This is a genomic window from Flavihumibacter solisilvae (assembly GCF_000814475.1).
In the GTDB taxonomy this organism is placed as follows: domain Bacteria; phylum Bacteroidota; class Bacteroidia; order Chitinophagales; family Chitinophagaceae; genus Flavihumibacter; species Flavihumibacter solisilvae.
This window is the reverse complement of sequence record NZ_JSVC01000021.1, coordinates 145,365-165,468: the sequence shown is the minus strand read 5'-3', so window position 1 is coordinate 165,468 and position 20,104 is coordinate 145,365. Positions and strand designations below refer to the sequence as shown.

Genomic DNA, 20,104 nt, shown 5'->3' with positions numbered 1-20,104 from the left:
CGGGGATTTTTTTATGCTCGTATCTCGCTTGGCAGAATGTTAAACTCCTTTTTAAATGCAGCTGCAAAATTGCTGAGGTTGGAGTAACCAACCTGCAACCCGACCTCTTTTACTGTAAAATCTCCGCTCAGCAGCATATCGCGGGCCACATTCAGGCGTTGTTTCTGGTAATAAGCATATATGCTGGTGCCATAAACTTCTTTAAACAACTTTTTCAGTTTCGCAGAGCTCATGGCTGCCTCCTGGGCAAGCTGGTCAATTGTCGGGGGGCGACTGTAAACATCTTTTGTCAGCAATGATTCAACGCGCATCAACTGGTGCACATCATGTTTCGAGATCTTGGGACTGGCCATGAGCGTGCGGCTCTTCTCATACAACCTTGCAAAAAAGCGTTCGATCAGTAGCATGATCCGGTTCTGGATGGTGGCAATCCGTAGCGGACTGTCTTCTTCAGATTGCAGGATTTCATTGAAATACCGGCGGTATTCGTTATCGATCGGTTCAATAGTGTAGCTGCCTGTTTTCATATTCAGGTAGGTAGTGAGCACTTCTTCAGGATCGGTTATCCGTAAGTGTTCTGCAAGCCACTCCTTGCTGAAAATGATATTAATGCCTTTTATGGAAGTGCCCTTGCGCCCAAGGTATGAAACGTCAAAAAGAGTACTTGTGAGATAAATGCCTGCATGGTGTTCATTGCGCGTACGCAGTACTTCACCATCTATCTTGAGGGTCATTTCCTCTTCGATCTTTATGTCCTCATACCTGAGTACATAATACTCTTTAGGAATCTTCTCCCGTTTAAGATAATACTGGTCGTTAAGCTTGTAATCGGAAATGATGGCTTGTAAGCCATTGGGAAGCTCAATACATTGCAGGTAGCCGTCGGCAACGTGATGAGGGAAAATTATTTTGTTGTCCTTCACACTTGTGCCCATCGTCGCGGCAAGATCGCTTAGGAGCTTGAAATAATCGTATGAATGGTATTCAAAACTGAACAACAGACTGCAATTTTGAATTGGCAAATTAAATAAAAGCTGGCTATTCTCCGCCCCAGCGGAAAGTCTTAACAGTTAAGCCTGCTAGATCCAGTACGCGGTCCACCACTGTAGCGACAACCGCTTCGACCGTTTCCGGTTTACTGTAAAATGACGGACTGGCCGGGCAGATGATACCCCCCGCCAGTGTAATAGTCTCCATATTACGGATATGGACCAGGTTGTAGGGGGTGTCCCGGGCTACGCAGATAAGTTTACGTCTTTCCTTGAGCATTACGTCCGCCGCCCTTGTGATAAGGTCGTTTGAAATGCCGGTAGCTATTCTTCCAAGGGTACCCATTGAACAAGGAATAATGATCATGGTGGAATATTTTCCGGAACCGGATGCGAAAGGCGCGTTAAAATCGTTCTTATCAAAGAACCGGATACCGGGATAGTTGTCGTAACCGCTCGTTCCAAGTTCTGTTTGCCATACTATGCGGGCGTTGTCGGTCATAACAACAGACAATTCCTGCCATTGGTCTTTCATTGTGACCAGCTTGTCGAGCAATAGTTTTGGATACACTGAACCACTAGCGCCGGTGATAGCTATAACAATTCTTTGCATCCTGGTGTTTTATTTTTGGTAACAACAAAGTTAAACATGCGAAAGTTTATCGTCCCCATAATTCTGCTCTTCGCCGTGAATACCGCTATCGCGCAGGAATCAACGGATAAGGATATGCGATGGATCAGTCTTGCTGATGCCGAAGCTGCTGCCCGGCAGTCGCCCAGGCCCGTACTCATTGATCTTTACACCGACTGGTGCGGCTGGTGTAAGGTTATGGACAAACGAACTTATCGTAACAAGAATGTGATCAGTTACTTAAAGGAAAAGTTCTATACGGTAAAGCTGGACGCAGAAACCCGCTCGGCGGTGGATTGGCAGGGAAAGAAATATCCCTTCAACACGCAATATAAGACCAACGAGATCGCCATGGCGCTGACCGGCGGGCAGTTATCATATCCTACCACCGTGATCATCCCGGCCCCTGGTGAGACACCACAGCCCATTCCCGGCTACCTTGCCCCGAATGAGCTCGAACTGATCGTTAAGTACTTCGGCGATGGCGCGTACAAGCGGATGCCATTCCCGGAGTTTCAGAAGAAGTTCAAAAGCACATGGTAAGAATATTTTAACAAGCCTGCAACGTATTACATTTAGTTACCGTCATACCCTATACCTGTGGTAGGCGATTTGCCCCTTTTGTGTCGTTTTTACACACGTGACCTAAAAATCAGCTAGGTAAATACTTAGATCAGATTGATTCGGGTCAAAAACTCCCTTTTGCCCAAAAAAAAAATTCCCTCTTGCAACCAATGTTACCTCATTAACATCTTATATTTGAATTTTCATAGGATAAGGTTTAATGGTTAATGGTATTTGATTAGTGCATCCCGCCTCCCGGCGGGATTTTTTTTGTCCCTGTTCTATTCCTTCCTTCCTCCAAAATCAAACAATCAGTAATGACGGATTAATGCGTTCCTAATGTATCAAAGCTATTCCATGCATTCTGGGGACATCCTACAGTTATCCTGGGGTCATCTTAGGGTAAAAAGCCTAGAATAACCCTAAGATGACCCTAGGATGACCCCAGGATATATGATCTGGAAATGAACTAATCTGCAGCGATTATAAGGCCATTAAAAGGAAAGGGTACCCGGTTCTACCGAACCAGGTACCCTTTCAATTCTTGTTCCAGCCTTTTTTAGATGGCTTCAGCCATATCCGGGATCTCAGCCGCTTTATATGCGCCGGCATCCAGCTTGGCCTTAGTTTCAGTAAAAGCTTTAAGTGTAAGTTCGATATCTTCCGCGCTGTGGGCCGCTGTAGGGATCAGTCGATAAATGATCTGGCCTTTCGGGATCACAGGATATACAACGATTGAGCAGAAAATATTGTAGTTCTCACGAAGGTCAAGCACCATCGCAGTTGCTTCCGGTACATCGCCCTTCATATAAACCGGGGTAACCATGGTGTTGGTTTTGCCGAGGTCAAATCCCTTCTCCCTAAGCCCGTTCTGCAGGGTACGTGTTACGTTCCAAAGCTTTTCACGTAATTCCGGCATTGATTTCAACATCTCCATCCGCTTAAGCATCCCTTCAACGATGATCATAGGCAGGCTTTTTGCGAAGATCTGTGAGCGAGTGTTGTAACGGAGATATGCGAGTACGTCTTTAGGACCGGCGATAAACGCGCCAATGCTACCCATGGATTTTACGAATGTGGAGAAATACAGGTCAATTCCTTCCTGGCAGCCCTGCTCTTCGTCAGTACCTGCCCCGGTTGGACCCATCGCCCCAAATCCATGTGCATCATCGATGAGTATGCGAAACTCATATTTCTGCTTCAGTTCAACGATCTCCTTTAATTTGCCCTGGTCGCCACTCATGCCATATACGCCTTCCGTGATCAGCAGGATTCCGCCTCCCGTTTTTTCGGCCATTTTAGCGGCACGCTGCAATTGCTTTTCGCAATCTTCAATGTCGTTATGCTTGAAAGTATAGCTATAGCCCATGTGCATGCGGATGCCGTCAACTATACAGGCATGGCATTCAGCATCGTAAACAATAATATCCCGTCTTCCCACCAGTGCGTCTATACAGCTCATGATACCCTGGTAACCGAAGTTCAGTAACATGGCGTCTTCCCTGTTAACGAACGAGCTCAATACCTTTTCCAGCTGTTCGTGGTGAACACTGTTTCCGCTCATCATTCGGGCGCCCATCGGATAGCCCATTCCCCACTTTTCTGCAGCGATTGTGTCAGCCTTCCTGGTTTCAGGATGGTTTGCCAGTCCGAGGTAGTTGTTCAGGCTCCAAACGATCCGCTCTTTTCCGCGGAAGGTCATGCGGCTGCCCAGTTCCCCTTCGAGTTTAGGAAATGCGAAATAACCATGTGCACGTTTCATGTGCTGACCAATCGGCCCTCCATCTTTCACCAGCTTTTCGAAGATATCTGCCATATGTACAAAATAATTGTGGATTTAAAATTGTCGCAAAGGTAACTTTTTTGCGGTTTTATTATCAAATGGTTAAGGGATCCGTGAAAGTGTTGGGCCATTATCTTTGCGGAAACTAAACTTTCATGGTACGTCGTATTTGTTCCGTGTTAATTTTATCTGTATCCCTTTGTTTTTCTGCTGTTTCCGAAGCCCGCGCCCAGCCTCAGAGACCAAAACTGGTGGTTGGACTGGTAGTTGACCAGATGAGGTGGGACTATCTGTATCGTTACGCAGACCGCTACAGCGCGGATGGCGGGTTCAGGCGGATTCTCACACAGGGTTTTTCCAATGAAAATACTTTTATTCCCTATTCCCCTACGGTTACAGCGTGCGGACATGCTTCTATCTATTCCGGTTCCACTCCGGCGGTCCATGGTATAACCGGAAATGCATGGTATGATAACCACCTGAACCGTGTTGTATACTGTACTGAAGATAAAAAGGTGAAAACAGTAGGAAGCACTTCTACCGCCGGCGAAATGAGTCCGGCAAACATGCTGGCTTCTACCATTGGGGACGAATTGAAACTGGCGACAAACTTCCGTTCCAAGGTAATCGGCATTGCATTGAAGGACAGGGGCGCGATCCTGCCGGCCGGACATGCAGCAAATGGTGCGTATTGGTACGACGGCCGTACTGGTAACTGGGTGACATCTACCTATTACCGTAACGACCTTCCGGCCTGGGTATCTGATTTCAACGCTTCAAAGATGGTTGACAAGTATTACCAGCAGGGGTGGAGCACGCTTTATCCGCTTAATACTTATGTAAACAGTACCGCCGATGAAAAGGAATATGAAGGCAAACCTTTTGGCACAAACGCAAAAGGGTTTCCTTACGATCTCAAGGAAATGATCGGGAAAAATTACGGTGCAATTGCAACCACACCGCATGGTAATACGATGACGCTTGCCCTGGCGAAAGCAGCACTCAAGGCAGAAGAACTTGGACGCGATGAGTTCACCGACCTGCTTGCAGTCAGCCTTTCTTCTCCCGATTATGTAGGGCATACTTTCGGTCCGAACTCCATTGAGGCTGAGGATATTTACCTCCGTCTCGACAAGGAACTTGGCGAATTCTTCAACTTCCTGGATAAGGAAGTTGGAAAGGGACAGTACCTGTTCTTTATTTCAGCTGACCATGGTGTGGCGCACGCGCCTGGCTTCATGAAAGAGAATAAGATCCCTTCCGGACTGTTTGATGATACAAAACTGGTGACAGAGTTAAATGGTCACCTAGGCAGCCTGTTTGGCCAGCAGCAACTTGTGCTGAGTATTATGAGCTTCCAGGTACACCTGAATCATAAAGTGATCGACAGCCTTAAAATGGATGAGGGTGCAGTTTCCGCTGCTGTTATCAAATTCCTGAAGAAGCGGGATGATGTAGCCCGGGCCTTTGAACTGGAAAAAGTGGCACAAACCACCCTGCCGGCTAAGATCAAAGACATGATTACACTCGGTTACCTGCCGGTTCGTAGCGGCGATATCCAGATTCTCATTCACCCCGCGGTTTATGATGGTGGCCCTACCGGCACCGGGCATGGCGTATGGAACCCATATGATGCACATATACCGCTGGTCTGGTACGGCTGGAAAATCCCCGCCGGCAAGTCAAATCACGAAGTTTATATGACCGATATTGCACCCACGATAGCTGCATTGCTGCAAATCCAGATGCCCAATGGTTGCCTGGGTAAGCCGATAGAGGCTATTACCCGTTAAAATACCACCGCTGAACCCGTATTATAACCCGAACAGAAAAAGAGTTCGGGTTATTTTTTTTGAAGCCCATACATTAGCATTCTATTAGAATTAAACCCATTGCTATGTTCCCATCTTCATTTTTCACCCGGAGAATAATTATATTCCTGTTTCTCATAACAGGTATTTTATCAGCTGGTGCCCAGGTAAAGTTGGACAGTGAACTTAGTCCCGACCCCGCTGTCCGGATCGGAAAACTTGATAACGGCCTTACGTATTATATCAGGCAGAATAAAAAGCCTGAGCAAAAAGTAGAATTACGACTGGCACTCAATGCCGGCTCAATAAATGAGGATGATGATCAGCTAGGTCTTGCTCACATGGCCGAGCACATGGCTTTTAACGGAACAAAAAATTTCAAGAAGAACGAGATCATCAGCTTCCTGCAAGATATAGGCGTGGGCTTTGGCAGTGACCTGAATGCCTATACAAGCTTTGACGAAACGGTTTATATTCTGCCAATCCCGACAGACAAGCCTGAAAACCTGGAAAAAGGATTCCAGGTCCTTGAAGACTGGGCTCACCAGGTAACTTACCTTGACGAGGACATTCAATCTGAAAAAGCGATCATCCTGGAGGAAAGCAGGTTGGGAAAAGGCGCACAGGACAGGATGTTCCGGCAGATCTATCCTAAACTATTTGCCGGATCAAGGTATGCCGAAAGATTACCAATAGGTTCAGACAGTATAATCAAAAACTTTAAGCCTGATGTGATCAGGAGGTTTTATAAGGACTGGTACCGGCCAAATCTCATGGCTGTAGCGGTGGTTGGGGACATCGATCCTGACAAGGCACTGGAAATGATCAAAAAGCATTTTTCCGGAATGAAGAACCCGCCGAATGAACGGAAACGTGAATTTGTCACCATACCGGCCTACTCTTCCAGCGAAGCAGTTGTTGTTACTGATAAGGAAGCAACTGGTTACAGCATCAGTATAAATTATCCCATTTATCCTGCAGCGCCGGAAAAAACAGTTGGCGATTACCGGCGGAACCTGGTAAGGCAACTGTTCACGAATATGCTCAATCAAAGATTACAGGAGCTTACCCAGCAGCAGAATCCTCCTTTTGTAGGCGCAGCTACAGGCATGGGTAATTTTATCCGGGGGAGTGAAAACTTCCGTGCATTTGCAGGGGTAGGCACGGGTGATATTAAGCGGGGCCTTGAGGCATTGACAGAAGAAATCGAACGGGCAAAACGTTTCGGCTTTACCGCGACGGAGCTGGATCGTGCCAGGAAGTCTTCATTGTCGAGCATGGAAAGAATGTATAACAATCGTGACAAGACCGAATCTTCGTTATATGTGGAAGAGTATGTCAGGAATTTCCTGACTGGTGAAATGATGCCGGGTATTGAAAAGGAATTCAGCTTATATAAAGAGTTGTTGCCCGGGATCACACTCGATGAAGTGAATAAACTTGCTGCTTCGGTTGCATCGGATAAAAACAGGCTGGTGTATGTGACCGGCCCAGAAAGTGGTACTGCTGCGGTTCCTGCGCCAGCTGATCTTCTCGCAACGATTGCTTCCAGGGAGTCTGCGGAACTCAAGCCATACGAAGAAAAAGCTGTGGCTGCATCGCTTTTGACCACCTTGCCAAAACCGGGGAAGGTCGTAAAGAGAAGTGAAGACAAACTGATGGGAACAACTAAACTGACGCTGAGCAATGGCGTGACTGTAACCCTCAAGTCAACTGATTTTAAGAATGACCAGATTGTAATGGGCGCAAGCAGGCCAGGAGGTAAGAACTATTATGGGGCAGCAGATCGATATAATGTGGAGTATGGGATCCAGGCTGTATCAGCTATGGGTGTAGGTGAGTTCAGTCCCACCGATCTCCGGAAGGCGCTGGCCGGCAAATCAGTTTCTGTAAGTCCAACTATGGGCGACATCACCGATGGCTTTAATGGAAACTCGGGTAATAAGGATGTAGAGACCATGTTCCAGCTGATACACCTCTATGTTACATCACCGAGAAAAGACACGGCATTGTTCAATTCATTTATACAGCGGAACAAATCCCAGTTTGCTGCGATCGGGTCAAATCCGCAAACAGCATTCATAGACACCTTGTTTAAGGTTATGTATAATAACAACCCGCTGGCGCCTATCGCGGTTCCCCAGTCAGCGTATTTTGACAAATTGAATGTGGACAGGATTTTATCCATTTATAAGGAACGAATTGGTGATGCCAGCGGAATGCATTTTGCTTTTGTCGGCAGCTTTAAGACTGACTCGATGATTCCCTTGATTGAAACCTACCTGGGCAGCCTGCCATCCAGCGGTAAAGTGTTCCAGGTTAAAGACAATAAAGTAAGGCCGGTGCAAGGCGAGAAAAAACTCGTCGTGCACAAAGGTAAGGAACAGAAAAGCCTGATACTTGCATTCTATTCCGGCGAAGTGCCTTACAGTGAAGACCTTGAGCTGAAAGCCAATGCAATTGGTGAGATCCTTAATATCCGGATCATCGAAGAACTGAGGGAAAAGATCCAGGGCATTTATGGCGGAGGCTTTTTTACAAGTGTGGAAAAGACCCCGTACCAGAACTATTCCATGGTACTGCAGCTTCCCTGTGGTCCGGAAAAAGTTGATACGCTGCTGAAAGCTGCCAAATCAGAAATAGCTATATTGGTGCAGAAAGGACCCGCTGCGTCTTATCTTGAAAAAGTAAAGAAGCAGTGGATTGAACAATACAAAACTGAAATTAAGGAGAACAGTACCTGGCTTTCCGAATTGCTTGACCAGCAGTCGATAAATGCTGATCCGAAATATTTCCTGCAATACGAAGCAATGGTGCAGAAGCTTACCGTACAGGATATTCAACAGGCGGCAAAAAAACTGTTCGATGGAAAAAATTTGTTTACAGCCGTTCTGATGCCACAGGAGGGTGACGGCGGATCGTCAAGTGCACCTGTAAAAAAAGGTTTCTGACCAGTGTACTGTTGCGCCACTAATATGAGCAATGACTAAGAGGTTTATTGAAAATGTAATGAAGCGGGTCCGGCATATGCCCGGTGGTCCGGACCTGTTCAGATATGCAGGCAACAAGTTGAATCATCTTGCCTTGAAAACGACGAGGCAGACGCGGGTTGCACATCCGTCTACGGTTATGTTGGAACTTAGTGCCCACTGCAACCTGAAATGCACTATTTGCCCGCGCGAATATGGGTATGGTGAAGAAATGGACATGGGGTTAATGAGTGAATCCGATGCCAAAAAAATTGTTGATGAGCTTGTGCCTTATGTTGATTCAATCGGGTTGACCGGTATGGGTGAAACACTCATGTATAAGAAGATCGACCGGATTGTTGATTATATCAAGGAGAAAAATAAGGGGATTGTTGTATCGATCTCAACGAATGCCGTGTTGCCAAAGACGGTAGAGAAGATATCCCTGATGGCCGGCAAGCTCGATACGATCCAGATTTCCATTGACGGTATCAATGACGTTTATAATGCCATACGCGTGCAGTCGGATTTCGAACTGTTCCGCGGGAATGTTAAGGCCATTACCGAGATCTGCCGGAATACATCCACAAACGTAATGCTGAACATGGTTGTTACCCAGGAGAATTTCTTTCACTTGAAAGAAGTCGTTCAGTTTGCTGAGGAGATGGGGATAAAGTATGTGAACTATACAATTTTCAACCTGGCCTGTATTACAGGCGTTGATCTTTCCTATTATGATTTTTATCAAAGCCAGGCGTTCAAAGATGAAGTCAGTAGATTGAAGTCGCATCCCACGAATGTTGAGATAACCTGGAGTGGATTAGGGAGTGAAAAGGGTTTCCAGACCTGCGGTCTGCCCTGGGGCCATTTTTATGTTTGCTGGAATGGTGAAATGGCCCCCTGCTGTGCGAAGCCCTTTCCAAAAGAAAAGAGCTTCGGTAATGTGTTTAAAGAAGGATTAATGCCGGTGCTCAACAGCGAATCATTTCGTGAATTCAGGAAACTGTGGCTGAAAAACGAAACTCCTGAATTTTGCCGTGGTTGTCATTATACGGATTGTAAGAAAATAGAGATTTAGTGGCTGCATCGAAATCATACTGGTATTACAAACTCAAGTTCAGTATTCCAGGACGGATATATACCCGCTTGTTACATCCCGGCCTGGCCGGGGACCACAAAAAAGCCTTGTCGTATTACGGCAGGATCCTTAAAGCAGGACGCGGTTTAGTCTTTGACATTGGTGGCAATGTAGGAATACTGACTGAAGTTTTTCTTGCTTTGGGAAAGCATGTAGTAGTTTGTGAGCCGGATCCTGAAAATTTCAAGGTGCTGAGTGCCCGTTTTTCAGGTGATCAACGGGTTTCGCTGGTTCAATCTGCTGTTTCAGATTCGCCTGGTTATGCGTCGGCCTGGCTATCGCCGGCACATGGAAGATGCCTCTCCACGCTTAGTCGTAAGAGAGCCGATGAAATGGAAGGAAAATTAACGAACGAAGGTGTTATTCATTTTGACCAGGTTGATCATATTCAGACTACTACTCTTGACCAGCTTATTGCAATATATGGTGTTCCGGATTACATCAAAATCGATGTTGAAGGAATGGAGAAGGAGGTACTTGAAGGGCTTACAGTTAGCGTACAATTGATCAGTTTCGAAGCGAATCTGCCGGCGTTTTTCCAGGAAACAAAGGAGATTATCAACAGGCTTGTCAATCTTTATCCATGCGCCTTGTTCAATTGTTCTGCAAATGATGAAACATTTATGTTTGATAATTATGTGCCGGCTGAAATGATAGGGAAGGTGTTGGACAGTCAATCGTTTACTTACATGGAGATCTTTTGTATGATGCAGGGAAAACAAGGACAGATATAGAAACCATCTGTCCTTGTGAGAAAGTATCACGCAATAGTAATATCCTTATCCAGGTATACATCCTGGATTGCATTCAGCATTTCCACACCTTCCGTAAAAGGACGCTGGAATGCTTTGCGGCCGAGGATAAGTCCCATACCACCGGCGCGTTTATTGATCACTGCCGTTTCCACTGCATCGGCAAGATCACTGGCTCCTTTACTTTCACCTCCTGAATTGATCAATCCCACTTTTCCCATGTAACAGTTTGCCAGCTGGTAGCGGCACAGGTCGATCGGGTGATCTGTAGTGAGTTTCTCGTAAACCAGTTTGTGCGTTTTGCCGTGTTTGGTAGCAAGGTATCCGCCGTTATTGGTAGGAAGTTTTTGTTTGATGATATCTGCCTGGATTGTTACGCCCAGGTGGTTGGCCTGGCCTGTCAGGTCTGCGGAAGTATGATAGTCAACCCCATCTACTTTAAACGCATTGTTCCTGGTGTAACACCATAAGATCGTGGTCATGCCCAGTTCATGGGCCAGCTCAAAAGCTTCTGCAACTTCTTTAAGCTGGCGGCTGCTTTCTGCGCTGCCCCAGTAAATTGTTGCGCCAATAGCTGATGCGCCCATGTTCCATGCGGATCTTATTGTGCCGAAAAGCGTCTGGTCGTACCTGTTAGGCATGCTAAGGAATTCATTGTGGTTGATCTTCACGATGAAAGGGATCCGGTGGGCATATTTCCGGCTCATCAGGCCAAGTACACCAAAAGTTGAGGCGACGCCACTACAACCGCCTTCAATGGCAAGCCGGATGATGTTTTCCGGGTCAAAGTAAATTGGGTTAGGAGCGAAGGCAGAGCCTGCACTGTGTTCAATTCCCTGGTCAACGGGAAAAATGGAACAATACCCGGTATCAGCCAGCCTGCCGTGTGAAAGCAATTGTTGGAGACTTCTCAGCACCTGGTTATTACGGTTGCTGTTGATCCAGACTTCTTCTACATGTGTGGGAGAGGGGAGAGTAAGGGTAGACTTGTCAAAAGTCGAACTTTTGTGATCCAGCAGGTAGCCTGCTTTGTCACCCAAAAGGTCAATGATCTTCTTAGATGGCATAATCGTTTATTTTTTGGCAATCGTTATAGAAAGCGCAAAACTAATACTAATGGCTTGATAGCAAGAAAAAAGCAGCGCTTTCGGGGCGCTGCTCTTTTTACGTTTGAGTTTTTAATTTCTTAACCGTTCCTGTTTATGCAGTTCAGGTCCTCAAAAGCTTCCTGTAATCTCTTCACAAAAGTATCCTGGCCCTTTCTGAGCCATACACGTGGATCGTAATATTTCTTGTTTGGCTTATTTGCGCCTTCTGGGTTACCCAGCTGGCCCTGGAGATAGCCTTCATTTTTCTTGTAATTTCCTAAAACACCTTCCCAGAACGCCCACTGCAGGTCGGTATCGATGTTCATTTTGATAACACCATAACCAAGTGCTTCACGGATCTGCTCTTTGGGTGATCCGCTGCCACCATGGAATACAAAGTATACCGGCTTTTCCTGTGTCTTGTATTGTTCCTGGATGTAAACCTGGCTGTTATGGAGGATCTCAGGTCGGAGTTCCACGTTACCGGGACTGTATACCCCGTGAACATTCCCGAATGCTGCTGCAACTGTAAAGAGACGGCCAACTTTTCCCAGTTCTTCGTATGCATAAGCTACGTGCTGTGGCTGGGTATATAATTTGTCATTTTCAATGCCGCTGTTATCTACTCCGTCTTCTTCACCACCGGTAACGCCAAGCTCGATCTCAATTCCCATTCCAAGTGGCTGCATGCGCTTGAAATACTGAACTGAAGTCTGGATGTTTTCCTCAATTGATTCTTCAGAAAGATCAAGCATATGTGAGCTGAACAGGGGTCTTCCTTTTTCTTTATGGAATTCCTGGCCGGCATCAACCAGTGCTGTAATCCACGGCAGCCACTTGTGTGAAGCGTGGTCAGTATGCAGTATTACGGGTACACCGTAATATTTGGCGACGTTGTGGATATGAAGCGCACCGGAAATCGCACCGGCAATATTGGCCTGGAGGCTGTCGTTCGGCATTCCCTTGCCGGCAATGAACTGTGCCCCGCCATTTGAAAACTGGATAATTACGGGTGAATTCACCTTTGCAGCAGCTTCAAGTGTTGCATTGATGGAGTCAGTGCCGATGGTATTCACGGCAGGCATAGCAAACTGGTTTGCTTTGGCGTCCTTATACAAGGCTTCTAATTCTTCGCCGAATAATACGCCGGCGCTGTACTTTTTCATCTGTTTTTCTGGTTGTTTAATGAATCAAATACAGGCAGTGGCAATCGTTAATGGAGCGCTAATATACCTAATACCCGGTAAAATGGGGGAATTTAATCGGTTTGGAACCCTAATCTTCAAAACGACCCTGGAAACGGGGAATCATGAGCAGGTTTTTGCGGAGACAGACCTTGAGGTGCTGTTTTACCAGTTTGCCCATTGTGTGGGTTTTCCCTAACGCGACATTTCCGTGAAATTCAGCTAGTTCCCCGGCAAGCTGGTGAATTTTTTCGGGCGTGGAGATCTGGTCCCGGCCCATTGTATCCAGCAGCTCTTTGATCCGGTAACGTGCAGATACAAGCCGGAAGGCCATCATGGTCCGTTCTTCAGTCTGGTACTGGGCGATGGAATCCGAATTCAGGTATTTGAGTGTCGTCTGCACGAAAGGGTTGTTTTCTTTGAAGAATTGTGGCAGGTAAAGGTTTTTCCTGCCTTCATACGATTGCTGGTCAAAATCGATAGCCCTGATCCGGTATTGAAAATCTTCAATGTCCGGAGTAATATCCACGACGAAATTGTAACTGCGCATATCCCCAAGCAGTCGTACAAAGCAGCGCTCGTTGAATTTCACAAACTCTTTTGCGAACCTTATTTTGTTGGTGTCGGAATTATCGAGATAGGACTGGATAAAAATGTCCCCGGGAATACCTGGGATGTGCTCTTCCACAAGCGTGTTCCTGCTTGTGAAAAAAGTGATCCGGTTCGGCGACAGCAGGTGCTCCAGCTCCAGGCCGTAGATCCGGCTGGCATCTGCAATTTTTATGTAATAGTGGTCGTAATTATCGTTGAACTTATTTACGATCCTGATGCGGAAGGGCTGAGAGTTGCCAAAGGCACAAAAGTCAATTCGGGCAACATCAAGGTGTTTACTGAAGCTCATATCGCCCTCTGTTTTCAGGATAGCGTAGATCCTGATCAGTCCTTCGCGGATATAATCCCACTCGCGCATATCGTATACTACAGTCTCCCACATGGTATCCTTACCCTCTTTATCCTTAACCGGCAAAGAGTAGGTGAATCTCTGGAGATCCCTGTAAGCAACCGGCAGTCTTACTTCACGACCATGATGTTTCAGGAAAGCACGCAGCCTTTCGATTACCGGAAACATCGGTTTTTTGCGGGATGGCTTATCATTGCCGCTTCCTAAATGTGGAGGTTGGTAGGTATTGAGCGACATGAGATCAAATTACGGAACATTCAGCAATGAGGCTTTTGAAATAGTCGGCTGCTTGCAGCAACCTGCTGCCATACCAGCTGAAGAACTCACCATCCACCAGCCGGATCCGGGAATTGCCAAGAGCGGCCTGGAGTTCCATGGCATCTTTTTCCCTGAAAGGATAAGGTTCTGAGGAAAGAAAAAGGAGATCGCATTGCCTGCTTTTCAGTTCTTCCACGGAAACAACCGGGTACCGCACGCTGTCTGCGAATACATTGGTATATCCACACCTGGTCAGCATGTCATGGATAAATGTGTCACTTCCTACTGTCATATAAGGGTCTTTCCAGATCAGGTAGGCAACTCTAATCGCACTTCCGACCGGGGGAAAGCTGGTGAAAGACAACTGTATCTGCGATGAAATCCTCAGGGCTTCCTGTACAGTTCCTGTGAGTTCGCCCAGGCCCTGGATCATTTGTAATGCCGAGCCTAGATCGTTTATGTCACTGATCCATATCGGGTAGTTTGTGGATAGAGAATCAATCTGCTCCTTAATATTTTCTTCTTTGTTGGCAATGATAAGGTCAGGTTGGAGTGCGGCTATGCGGTCGGAATGAACATCTTTTGTGCCGCCTACGCGGGTTTTGGAGCGGAACCAGTGGTCGGGGTGAATGCAGAATTTCGTAATGCCGACAACTTCGTTGCCGAGGCCAAGATCGGCCAGCAATTCGGTCTGCGAAGGAACGAGGGAAACGATCCTTTGGGGTAACCGGTCCAGGCGGATCCGGCGGTTTAATTGATCAGTAAATGTCAGCATGAGCAGCTTTGATGCAAATTACCGACTATGGGATCAACACAAAATAATGGATTAAAAACGGGGGTTGTTTAAGTACCACTTTCGGCCTCCTGCCTTACAACTTGGACGAGATGCAGGGCAGGAGGATACCGGATTCATCACATAGCTTTCGCCAGGATTGGATAAGTGGTTTTAAGGATTTGGCCGGCTTTATCACCGGGACATTGGATTCAAGAAACCATTACTAAACTTACTAAGATTTGGACGCTTGGTTACTGGACATTGGTTTGGGTTCTGGTTTCGGGTTTCCTACGGTTTTTCAAAGGTTTGGGCTGCTGATTCCTGGTTTTTGGTTTTACTTAGGATTTAGGAAAAAATGAAGTTGACTGATATTGGATTTTTTAAAAACTGGTTCACTTCTTAGGAATTGGATCTGTTTGGATTTTTGGATTTTGGATTTTCATTCAGTTCTTCCGGATATTGGATACGATTGAATTATCAATCAACTTCTGATACAAAAGTAGTGGCACAATGATTGGTATACAAGAGCGCATTTGCTCAATTTTAACACTTCGGTATTTACTGCAACACTCGTAACTCTTCCGGAGTGCGACCCGTGACTATACGAAAATTCAAATAGTATAAATACTATAAAAGAGGGGTAAAAACAAATCCGGGTAGGCTGAAAGCCTTACCCGGACTGAGTTTTATTATTTTTGACAGTTTTACTTGCCCATTGCCTGGATAACATCGTATTTGGTGACGATGTGGTAGTTTCCCGCGTCATCGAGGCTCAAAACTGCGCCATTTTCGCGGTTTATGAGTGTACTGAGCTTCTCAACAGGGGTATGAAAGTCCACAACCGGAAAGGCCGGTTCCAATACCGATTCAACGGTGGCGTTTTTAATATCAGGGTTGGAAAAGACTTTCTGGAACAGGCCGCTCTCGCTTATCGATCCCAGTAACCCGTTACCATTAAATACAGGAATATGTTCAATGTCATATTTTTTCATCAGCTCAACGGCGTCAGCCACAGTGCGCTGGGGCGTGATGGTAATGAGTTTATTTTGACTGCCGCGCCCGCTCACAATATCACGGAAGGATTTTACGTCCAGGAACCCGCGTTCAAGCATCCATTGATCATTATATACTTTGGCGACATAACGGCTGCCGTGATCATGAAAGATACACACCACCACATCTGTAGGTTTGAGCCTGTTTTTTAACTGCATCAGTCCCTGTAGGCAACTACCTGCACTGTAACCACAGAATAAGCCTTCCTCCCGTGCCAGCCTGCGGGCCATCACTGCACCGTCCTTATCGGTAACCTGTTCAAAATGATCGATCACACTCATGTCATAATTATCCGGAACAAAATCTTCCCCGAATCCTTCCGATACATACGGGTGAACTTCATTCATGTCCATCTCACCGGTTTTGAAGTACTTGGTAAGCAGGGAGCCAAAAACATCTATAGCCCAGACCTGGATTGCGGGATTTTTTTCTTTCAGGAACTGTGCAGTTCCGGTTACTGTTCCGCCGGTTCCAGCGGTGCAAATGAGGTGGGTGATTTTCCCGTCGGTCTGTTTCCAGATTTCGGGACCGGTTGTTTCGTAATGCGCCAGCCTGTTTGCCAGGTTGTCGTACTGGTTGGAATGAAAGGAATTGGGAATTTCTTTTGCGAGTTTGCGCGCGACGGAATAGTAGGAGCGCGGATCATCGGGTTCCACATTGGTGGGACAAACAATTACTTCCGCACCGACTGCTTTAAGGATATCCATTTTTTCCTTGCTCTGCTTGTCAGTAGTAGTGAAAATGCACTTATACCCTTTTACTACTGCGGCGAGAGCCAGGCCCATTCCCGTATTCCCGCTTGTACATTCTATAATGGTTCCCCCAGGCTTCAGTTTTCCTTCCTGTTCAGCAACTTCCACCATTTTAAGGGCCATCCTGTCCTTAATTGAGTTACCCGGATTAAAATAATCAACCTTGGCCAGGACCATGCCCGGCACGTCTTTTGTAATTTTGTTGAGCTTTATCAGCGGCGTATTGCCGATTGTTTCCAGTATATTGTTTTTTATATCCATAGCAAGCGATTAATGCTACGCAAAGGTAAGATTTTAGAGGAGGGGGTATTATGAAAGTGTATTTTATACCAGGACTTGGGGCTGACAAACGGGTATTCAGGCATATATGTTTACCGGAAGGATTTGATATGATCCATCTCGACTGGCTGCGGCCGGAAGCGGACGAAAAGCTGGTTCATTATGCCGAAAGGCTTGCCGGCGGCATAGATATGAAGGAACCCTGGTCGGTGGTCGGACTTTCATTCGGGGGCATGCTGGCGGCAGAGATCAGCAGGCAATTCACTCCGAAACAAACTATCCTGATTGCAAGTGTACCTGCATCAGAACATCTTCCGCGGTATTTCAAATTCCTTGCACCCTTGAATCTTCACAAAATATTACCGATGAAAATCTTCACGAATGCTTCACTGGCCAAACGATTGTTTACGGCAGAAACGCGTGAAGATAAAATGTTGCTCCGGCGGATCATCAGGGAAACGGATCACGATTTCATTCGCTGGGCACTGGGGGCGATCCTGGGCTGGAAAGGAGGGATCGGGAACAAAAATGACAAACCCGATTTTTTTCACATACATGGAACGAAAGATATCCTGCTGCCAGCGCGCTATGTACAGCCAACCCATTTCATTGAAGGGGGCGGGCACCTGATGATCATGAACCGCGCGGGCGAAATAAATACCCTGCTTAACCAGATCCTCACCCGTCAATAAATTTTCATCTATTCATTTATTGACTTATTCACCTATTCACTTATTTAACTTTTTCTCCCTTATTTTGCCACCCCGAAAATTGAGTAAATGGAACAGAAATATCTACAGGTAATTGCCAGCAAGCTGTCGCTCGGAATGAAACAGGTGAACAATGTTTTTGATCTGCAGGCGGAAGGTGCAACGGTGCCTTTTATGGCACGCTACCGGAAGGAGGCTACCGGCAATATGGATGAAGTGGCCATCAATAATGTGGTTGAAGAGATCAAGTATTTTACGGAGCTTAACAAGCGCAAAGAGACTGTTCTCAAAACTATTGAAGGATTAGGAAAACTAACTCCTGAACTCGCCTCAAGGATCGAGGCCAGCATTGATGCTACCGAACTCGAAGACATTTATCTTCCCTATAAGCCCAAGCGTAAAACCCGGGCAACACAGGCAATTGAAAAAGGCCTGGAGCCACTTGCAAAAATTTTGTTTGAGCAGGAAATACAGGACGTTGAGTCTGCTGCTGGCTCCTTTGTAAAAGATGAAGTGAAGGATAGCAAAGAAGCTTTGCAGGGGGCGCGTGATATTATTGCAGAATGGGTGGCAGAGAACGAACAGGCGCGTAATGTGGTCAGGAAACAATTCCAGGAATCATCAGTGCTGGCTTCACGGGTACTGAGTTCAAAGAAGGAAGAAGCTGAAGCTCAGAAATACCGCGACTATTTTGAATTCAGTGAACCATTATCCAAATGTCCTTCGCACCGGATCCTGGCAATCAGGAGAGGGGAGAAGGAAGGTTACCTGATCATGGATATCAACATAGATAAGGCAGAAGGTATTGAATCACTGGAGCACATCTTCGTTAAGAATGGTTCTGCAGGAGCAAAAGAAGTGAAGACTGCGGTCGCAGACAGTTTTGACCGGCTGCTTAAACCATCAATCGAGAACGAATATCGGATGAGCAGTAAGACAACTGCGGACGATGATGCTATACATGTATTCGCCGAGAACCTGCGGCAACTCCTCCTGGCTGCACCGTTGGGCAGTAAAAGAGTGCTTGCACTTGACCCGGGATTCCGGACTGGTTGTAAGCTTGTTTGCCTGGATGAACAGGGAAACCTGCTATACAATACGGCCATTTATCCCCATCCGCCACAGAATGACTGGCAGGCCGCCAGCGCTACTTTAAGACAACTCGTCGACAGGTACAATATCGAAGCAATAGGTGTCGGCAATGGAACAGCAGGCCGCGAAACTGAAACGCTTGTACGCGGTATTGACTTTGGAAGGACCATAACCGTTTTCCAGGTGAACGAAAGCGGGGCATCCATTTATTCAGCATCTGATGTTGCACGTGAAGAATTTCCAGACCAGGATGTGACGGTTCGTGGAGCCGTAAGTATCGGCAGAAGGCTTTTGGATCCGCTTAGTGAACTGGTAAAAATCGATGCAAAATCGATCGGCGTCGGGCAATACCAGCACGATGTGAACCAGGCGAGGCTCAAGGACAGTCTCGACAAGGTAGTTGAAAGTTGTGTGAACCATGTGGGCGTTGATCTTAATACGGCAAGCAAACACCTGCTGATGTATGTCTCCGGCTTAAGTGCCACCCTGGCAAAAAATATCGTTGAGTATAGGGCGAAGAATGGTGCATTCAAAACCCGTGAAGAGGTGAGGAAAGTGAGCCTGATGGGTCCAAAAACATTTGAGCAGTGTGCCGGCTTTCTCCGCATCCGGGACGCAGCGAACCCGCTTGATAACAGTGCGGTGCATCCTGAAAGTTACCACGTTGTGGAAGCGATGGCAAAGGACCTCGGAATTTCAGTTTCAGAACTGATTAGCCAGGCTACGCAAAGGAAACAGGTTAACAGGAAAAAGTACATCACAGAGACTATTGGAGAATTTACCATTGATGATATCCTGAAAGAACTGGAGAAGCCTGGTCGCGATCCCCGTGCGCAGATTGAAGTATTCCAGTTTGACGAAAACATCAAGAGTATCGAGGATGTGAAGGTAGGGATGGTAGTACCAGGAATTATCACCAACCTTACCAAGTTTGGTGTATTTGTAGATATTGGTGTGAAGCAGGATGGACTTATCCATATCTCCCAGCTCAGCAATACATTTGTAAGTGATCCTTCAGAAGTTGTGAAATTACAGCAGAAGGTAACGGTTACCGTTACGGAAGTGGATGTTGCCAGGAAGCGGATCGGCCTTTCAATGAAGGAACACAGTCAGAAGAGACAGGATTCCGGGAACCGGAGACCTGACCAGGGAAGCAGGAAGCCAGCAGGCGGAAATAAGCCGGAGCCGGCAAATGCTTTCCAAAGCAAACTCATGGAGCTGAAGAAAAAGTTCAAAGACTAAGGCAGAACTATTAAAAGTTAAAGCCGGAATTCAGAATAAGGTCAAAAGTCAATAAATTAAAAAGGGTGTCACA

Annotated in this window: 15 protein-coding genes; 7 read left to right on the top strand and 8 right to left on the bottom strand. The window is 46.4% G+C overall.

The features are described from left to right. Positions 1–11: 11 nt before the first annotated feature. Both OI18_RS23955 and OI18_RS18580 read right to left on the bottom strand, forming a co-directional pair. Positions 12–998: an AraC family transcriptional regulator gene (locus tag OI18_RS23955; RefSeq protein WP_052273378.1), complete on the bottom strand. Its 987-nt coding sequence runs from the start codon at positions 996–998 to the stop codon at positions 12–14. Positions 999–1,038: 40 nt separating this feature from the next. Continuing rightward, complete coding sequence (locus tag OI18_RS18580; RefSeq protein WP_039142548.1) at positions 1,039–1,602, bottom strand: UbiX family flavin prenyltransferase; 564 nt, start codon at positions 1,600–1,602, stop codon at positions 1,039–1,041. Between the two features lie 36 nt (positions 1,603–1,638). On the opposite strand from OI18_RS18580, the gene OI18_RS18575 reads away from it, so the two are divergent. Next, positions 1,639–2,163: a thioredoxin family protein gene (locus OI18_RS18575; RefSeq protein ID WP_052273377.1), complete on the top strand. Its 525-nt coding sequence runs from the start codon at positions 1,639–1,641 to the stop codon at positions 2,161–2,163. Between the two features lie 580 nt (positions 2,164–2,743). Here OI18_RS18575 and OI18_RS18570 read toward each other — a convergent pair. Next, complete coding sequence (locus tag OI18_RS18570) at positions 2,744–4,000, bottom strand: aminotransferase class I/II-fold pyridoxal phosphate-dependent enzyme (protein ID WP_039142546.1); 1,257 nt, start codon at positions 3,998–4,000, stop codon at positions 2,744–2,746. A gap of 122 nt (positions 4,001–4,122) precedes the next feature. On the opposite strand from OI18_RS18570, the gene pafA reads away from it, so the two are divergent. The 4 genes from pafA to OI18_RS23950 all read left to right on the top strand — a co-directional run bounded on the left by pafA (position 4,123) and on the right by OI18_RS23950 (position 10,619). Beyond that, positions 4,123–5,760, top strand: a complete 1,638-nt coding sequence (gene pafA, locus OI18_RS18565; protein WP_039142544.1) for an alkaline phosphatase PafA — start codon at positions 4,123–4,125, stop codon at positions 5,758–5,760. 104 nt (positions 5,761–5,864) lie between these two features. Continuing rightward, a complete protein-coding gene (locus OI18_RS18560; protein ID WP_039142542.1) occupies positions 5,865–8,729 on the top strand; it encodes a M16 family metallopeptidase in 2,865 nt (954 codons plus the stop codon). Positions 8,730–8,760: 31 nt separating this feature from the next. Then, positions 8,761–9,825, top strand: a complete 1,065-nt coding sequence (locus tag OI18_RS18555; RefSeq protein ID WP_039142540.1) for a radical SAM protein — start codon at positions 8,761–8,763, stop codon at positions 9,823–9,825. Continuing rightward, a complete protein-coding gene (locus tag OI18_RS23950; protein ID WP_052273375.1) occupies positions 9,825–10,619 on the top strand; it encodes an FkbM family methyltransferase in 795 nt (264 codons plus the stop codon). Before OI18_RS18555 ends, OI18_RS23950 begins: the two co-directional genes overlap by 1 nt. Positions 10,620–10,645: 26 nt before the next feature. Here the strand turns inward: OI18_RS23950 and OI18_RS18545 are convergent, their stop codons facing one another. From OI18_RS18545 to OI18_RS18525, 5 genes are all read right to left on the bottom strand, one after another. Further along, positions 10,646–11,704 carry a class I fructose-bisphosphate aldolase gene (locus OI18_RS18545; protein WP_039142538.1) on the bottom strand — a complete coding sequence of 353 codons (1,059 nt, stop codon included), beginning with the start codon at positions 11,702–11,704 and terminating at the stop codon, positions 10,646–10,648. A gap of 119 nt (positions 11,705–11,823) precedes the next feature. Continuing rightward, positions 11,824–12,891 (bottom strand): class II fructose-bisphosphate aldolase, encoded by a 1,068-nt coding sequence (gene fbaA / locus OI18_RS18540; RefSeq protein WP_039142536.1) that lies wholly within the window; start codon positions 12,889–12,891, stop codon positions 11,824–11,826. 109 nt (positions 12,892–13,000) lie between these two features. Next, positions 13,001–14,107, bottom strand: a complete 1,107-nt coding sequence (locus OI18_RS18535; protein WP_039142534.1) for a hypothetical protein — start codon at positions 14,105–14,107, stop codon at positions 13,001–13,003. A 4-nt stretch (positions 14,108–14,111) separates the two neighbouring features. Further along, positions 14,112–14,903, bottom strand: coding sequence for a helical backbone metal receptor (locus tag OI18_RS18530; RefSeq protein ID WP_039142532.1), 792 nt, complete (start codon positions 14,901–14,903; stop codon positions 14,112–14,114). 704 nt (positions 14,904–15,607) lie between these two features. Then, positions 15,608–16,969 carry a pyridoxal-phosphate dependent enzyme gene (locus tag OI18_RS18525; RefSeq protein ID WP_039142530.1) on the bottom strand — a complete coding sequence of 454 codons (1,362 nt, stop codon included), beginning with the start codon at positions 16,967–16,969 and terminating at the stop codon, positions 15,608–15,610. Between the two features lie 50 nt (positions 16,970–17,019). Here OI18_RS18525 and OI18_RS18520 point away from each other — a divergent pair, with 50 nt between their 5' ends. Then, positions 17,020–17,679, top strand: a complete 660-nt coding sequence (locus OI18_RS18520) for an alpha/beta fold hydrolase (protein ID WP_039142528.1) — start codon at positions 17,020–17,022, stop codon at positions 17,677–17,679. 87 nt (positions 17,680–17,766) lie between these two features. After that, positions 17,767–20,031, top strand: a complete 2,265-nt coding sequence (locus OI18_RS18515) for a Tex family protein (RefSeq protein ID WP_039142526.1) — start codon at positions 17,767–17,769, stop codon at positions 20,029–20,031. The last annotated feature ends 73 nt before the right edge of the window (positions 20,032–20,104 follow it).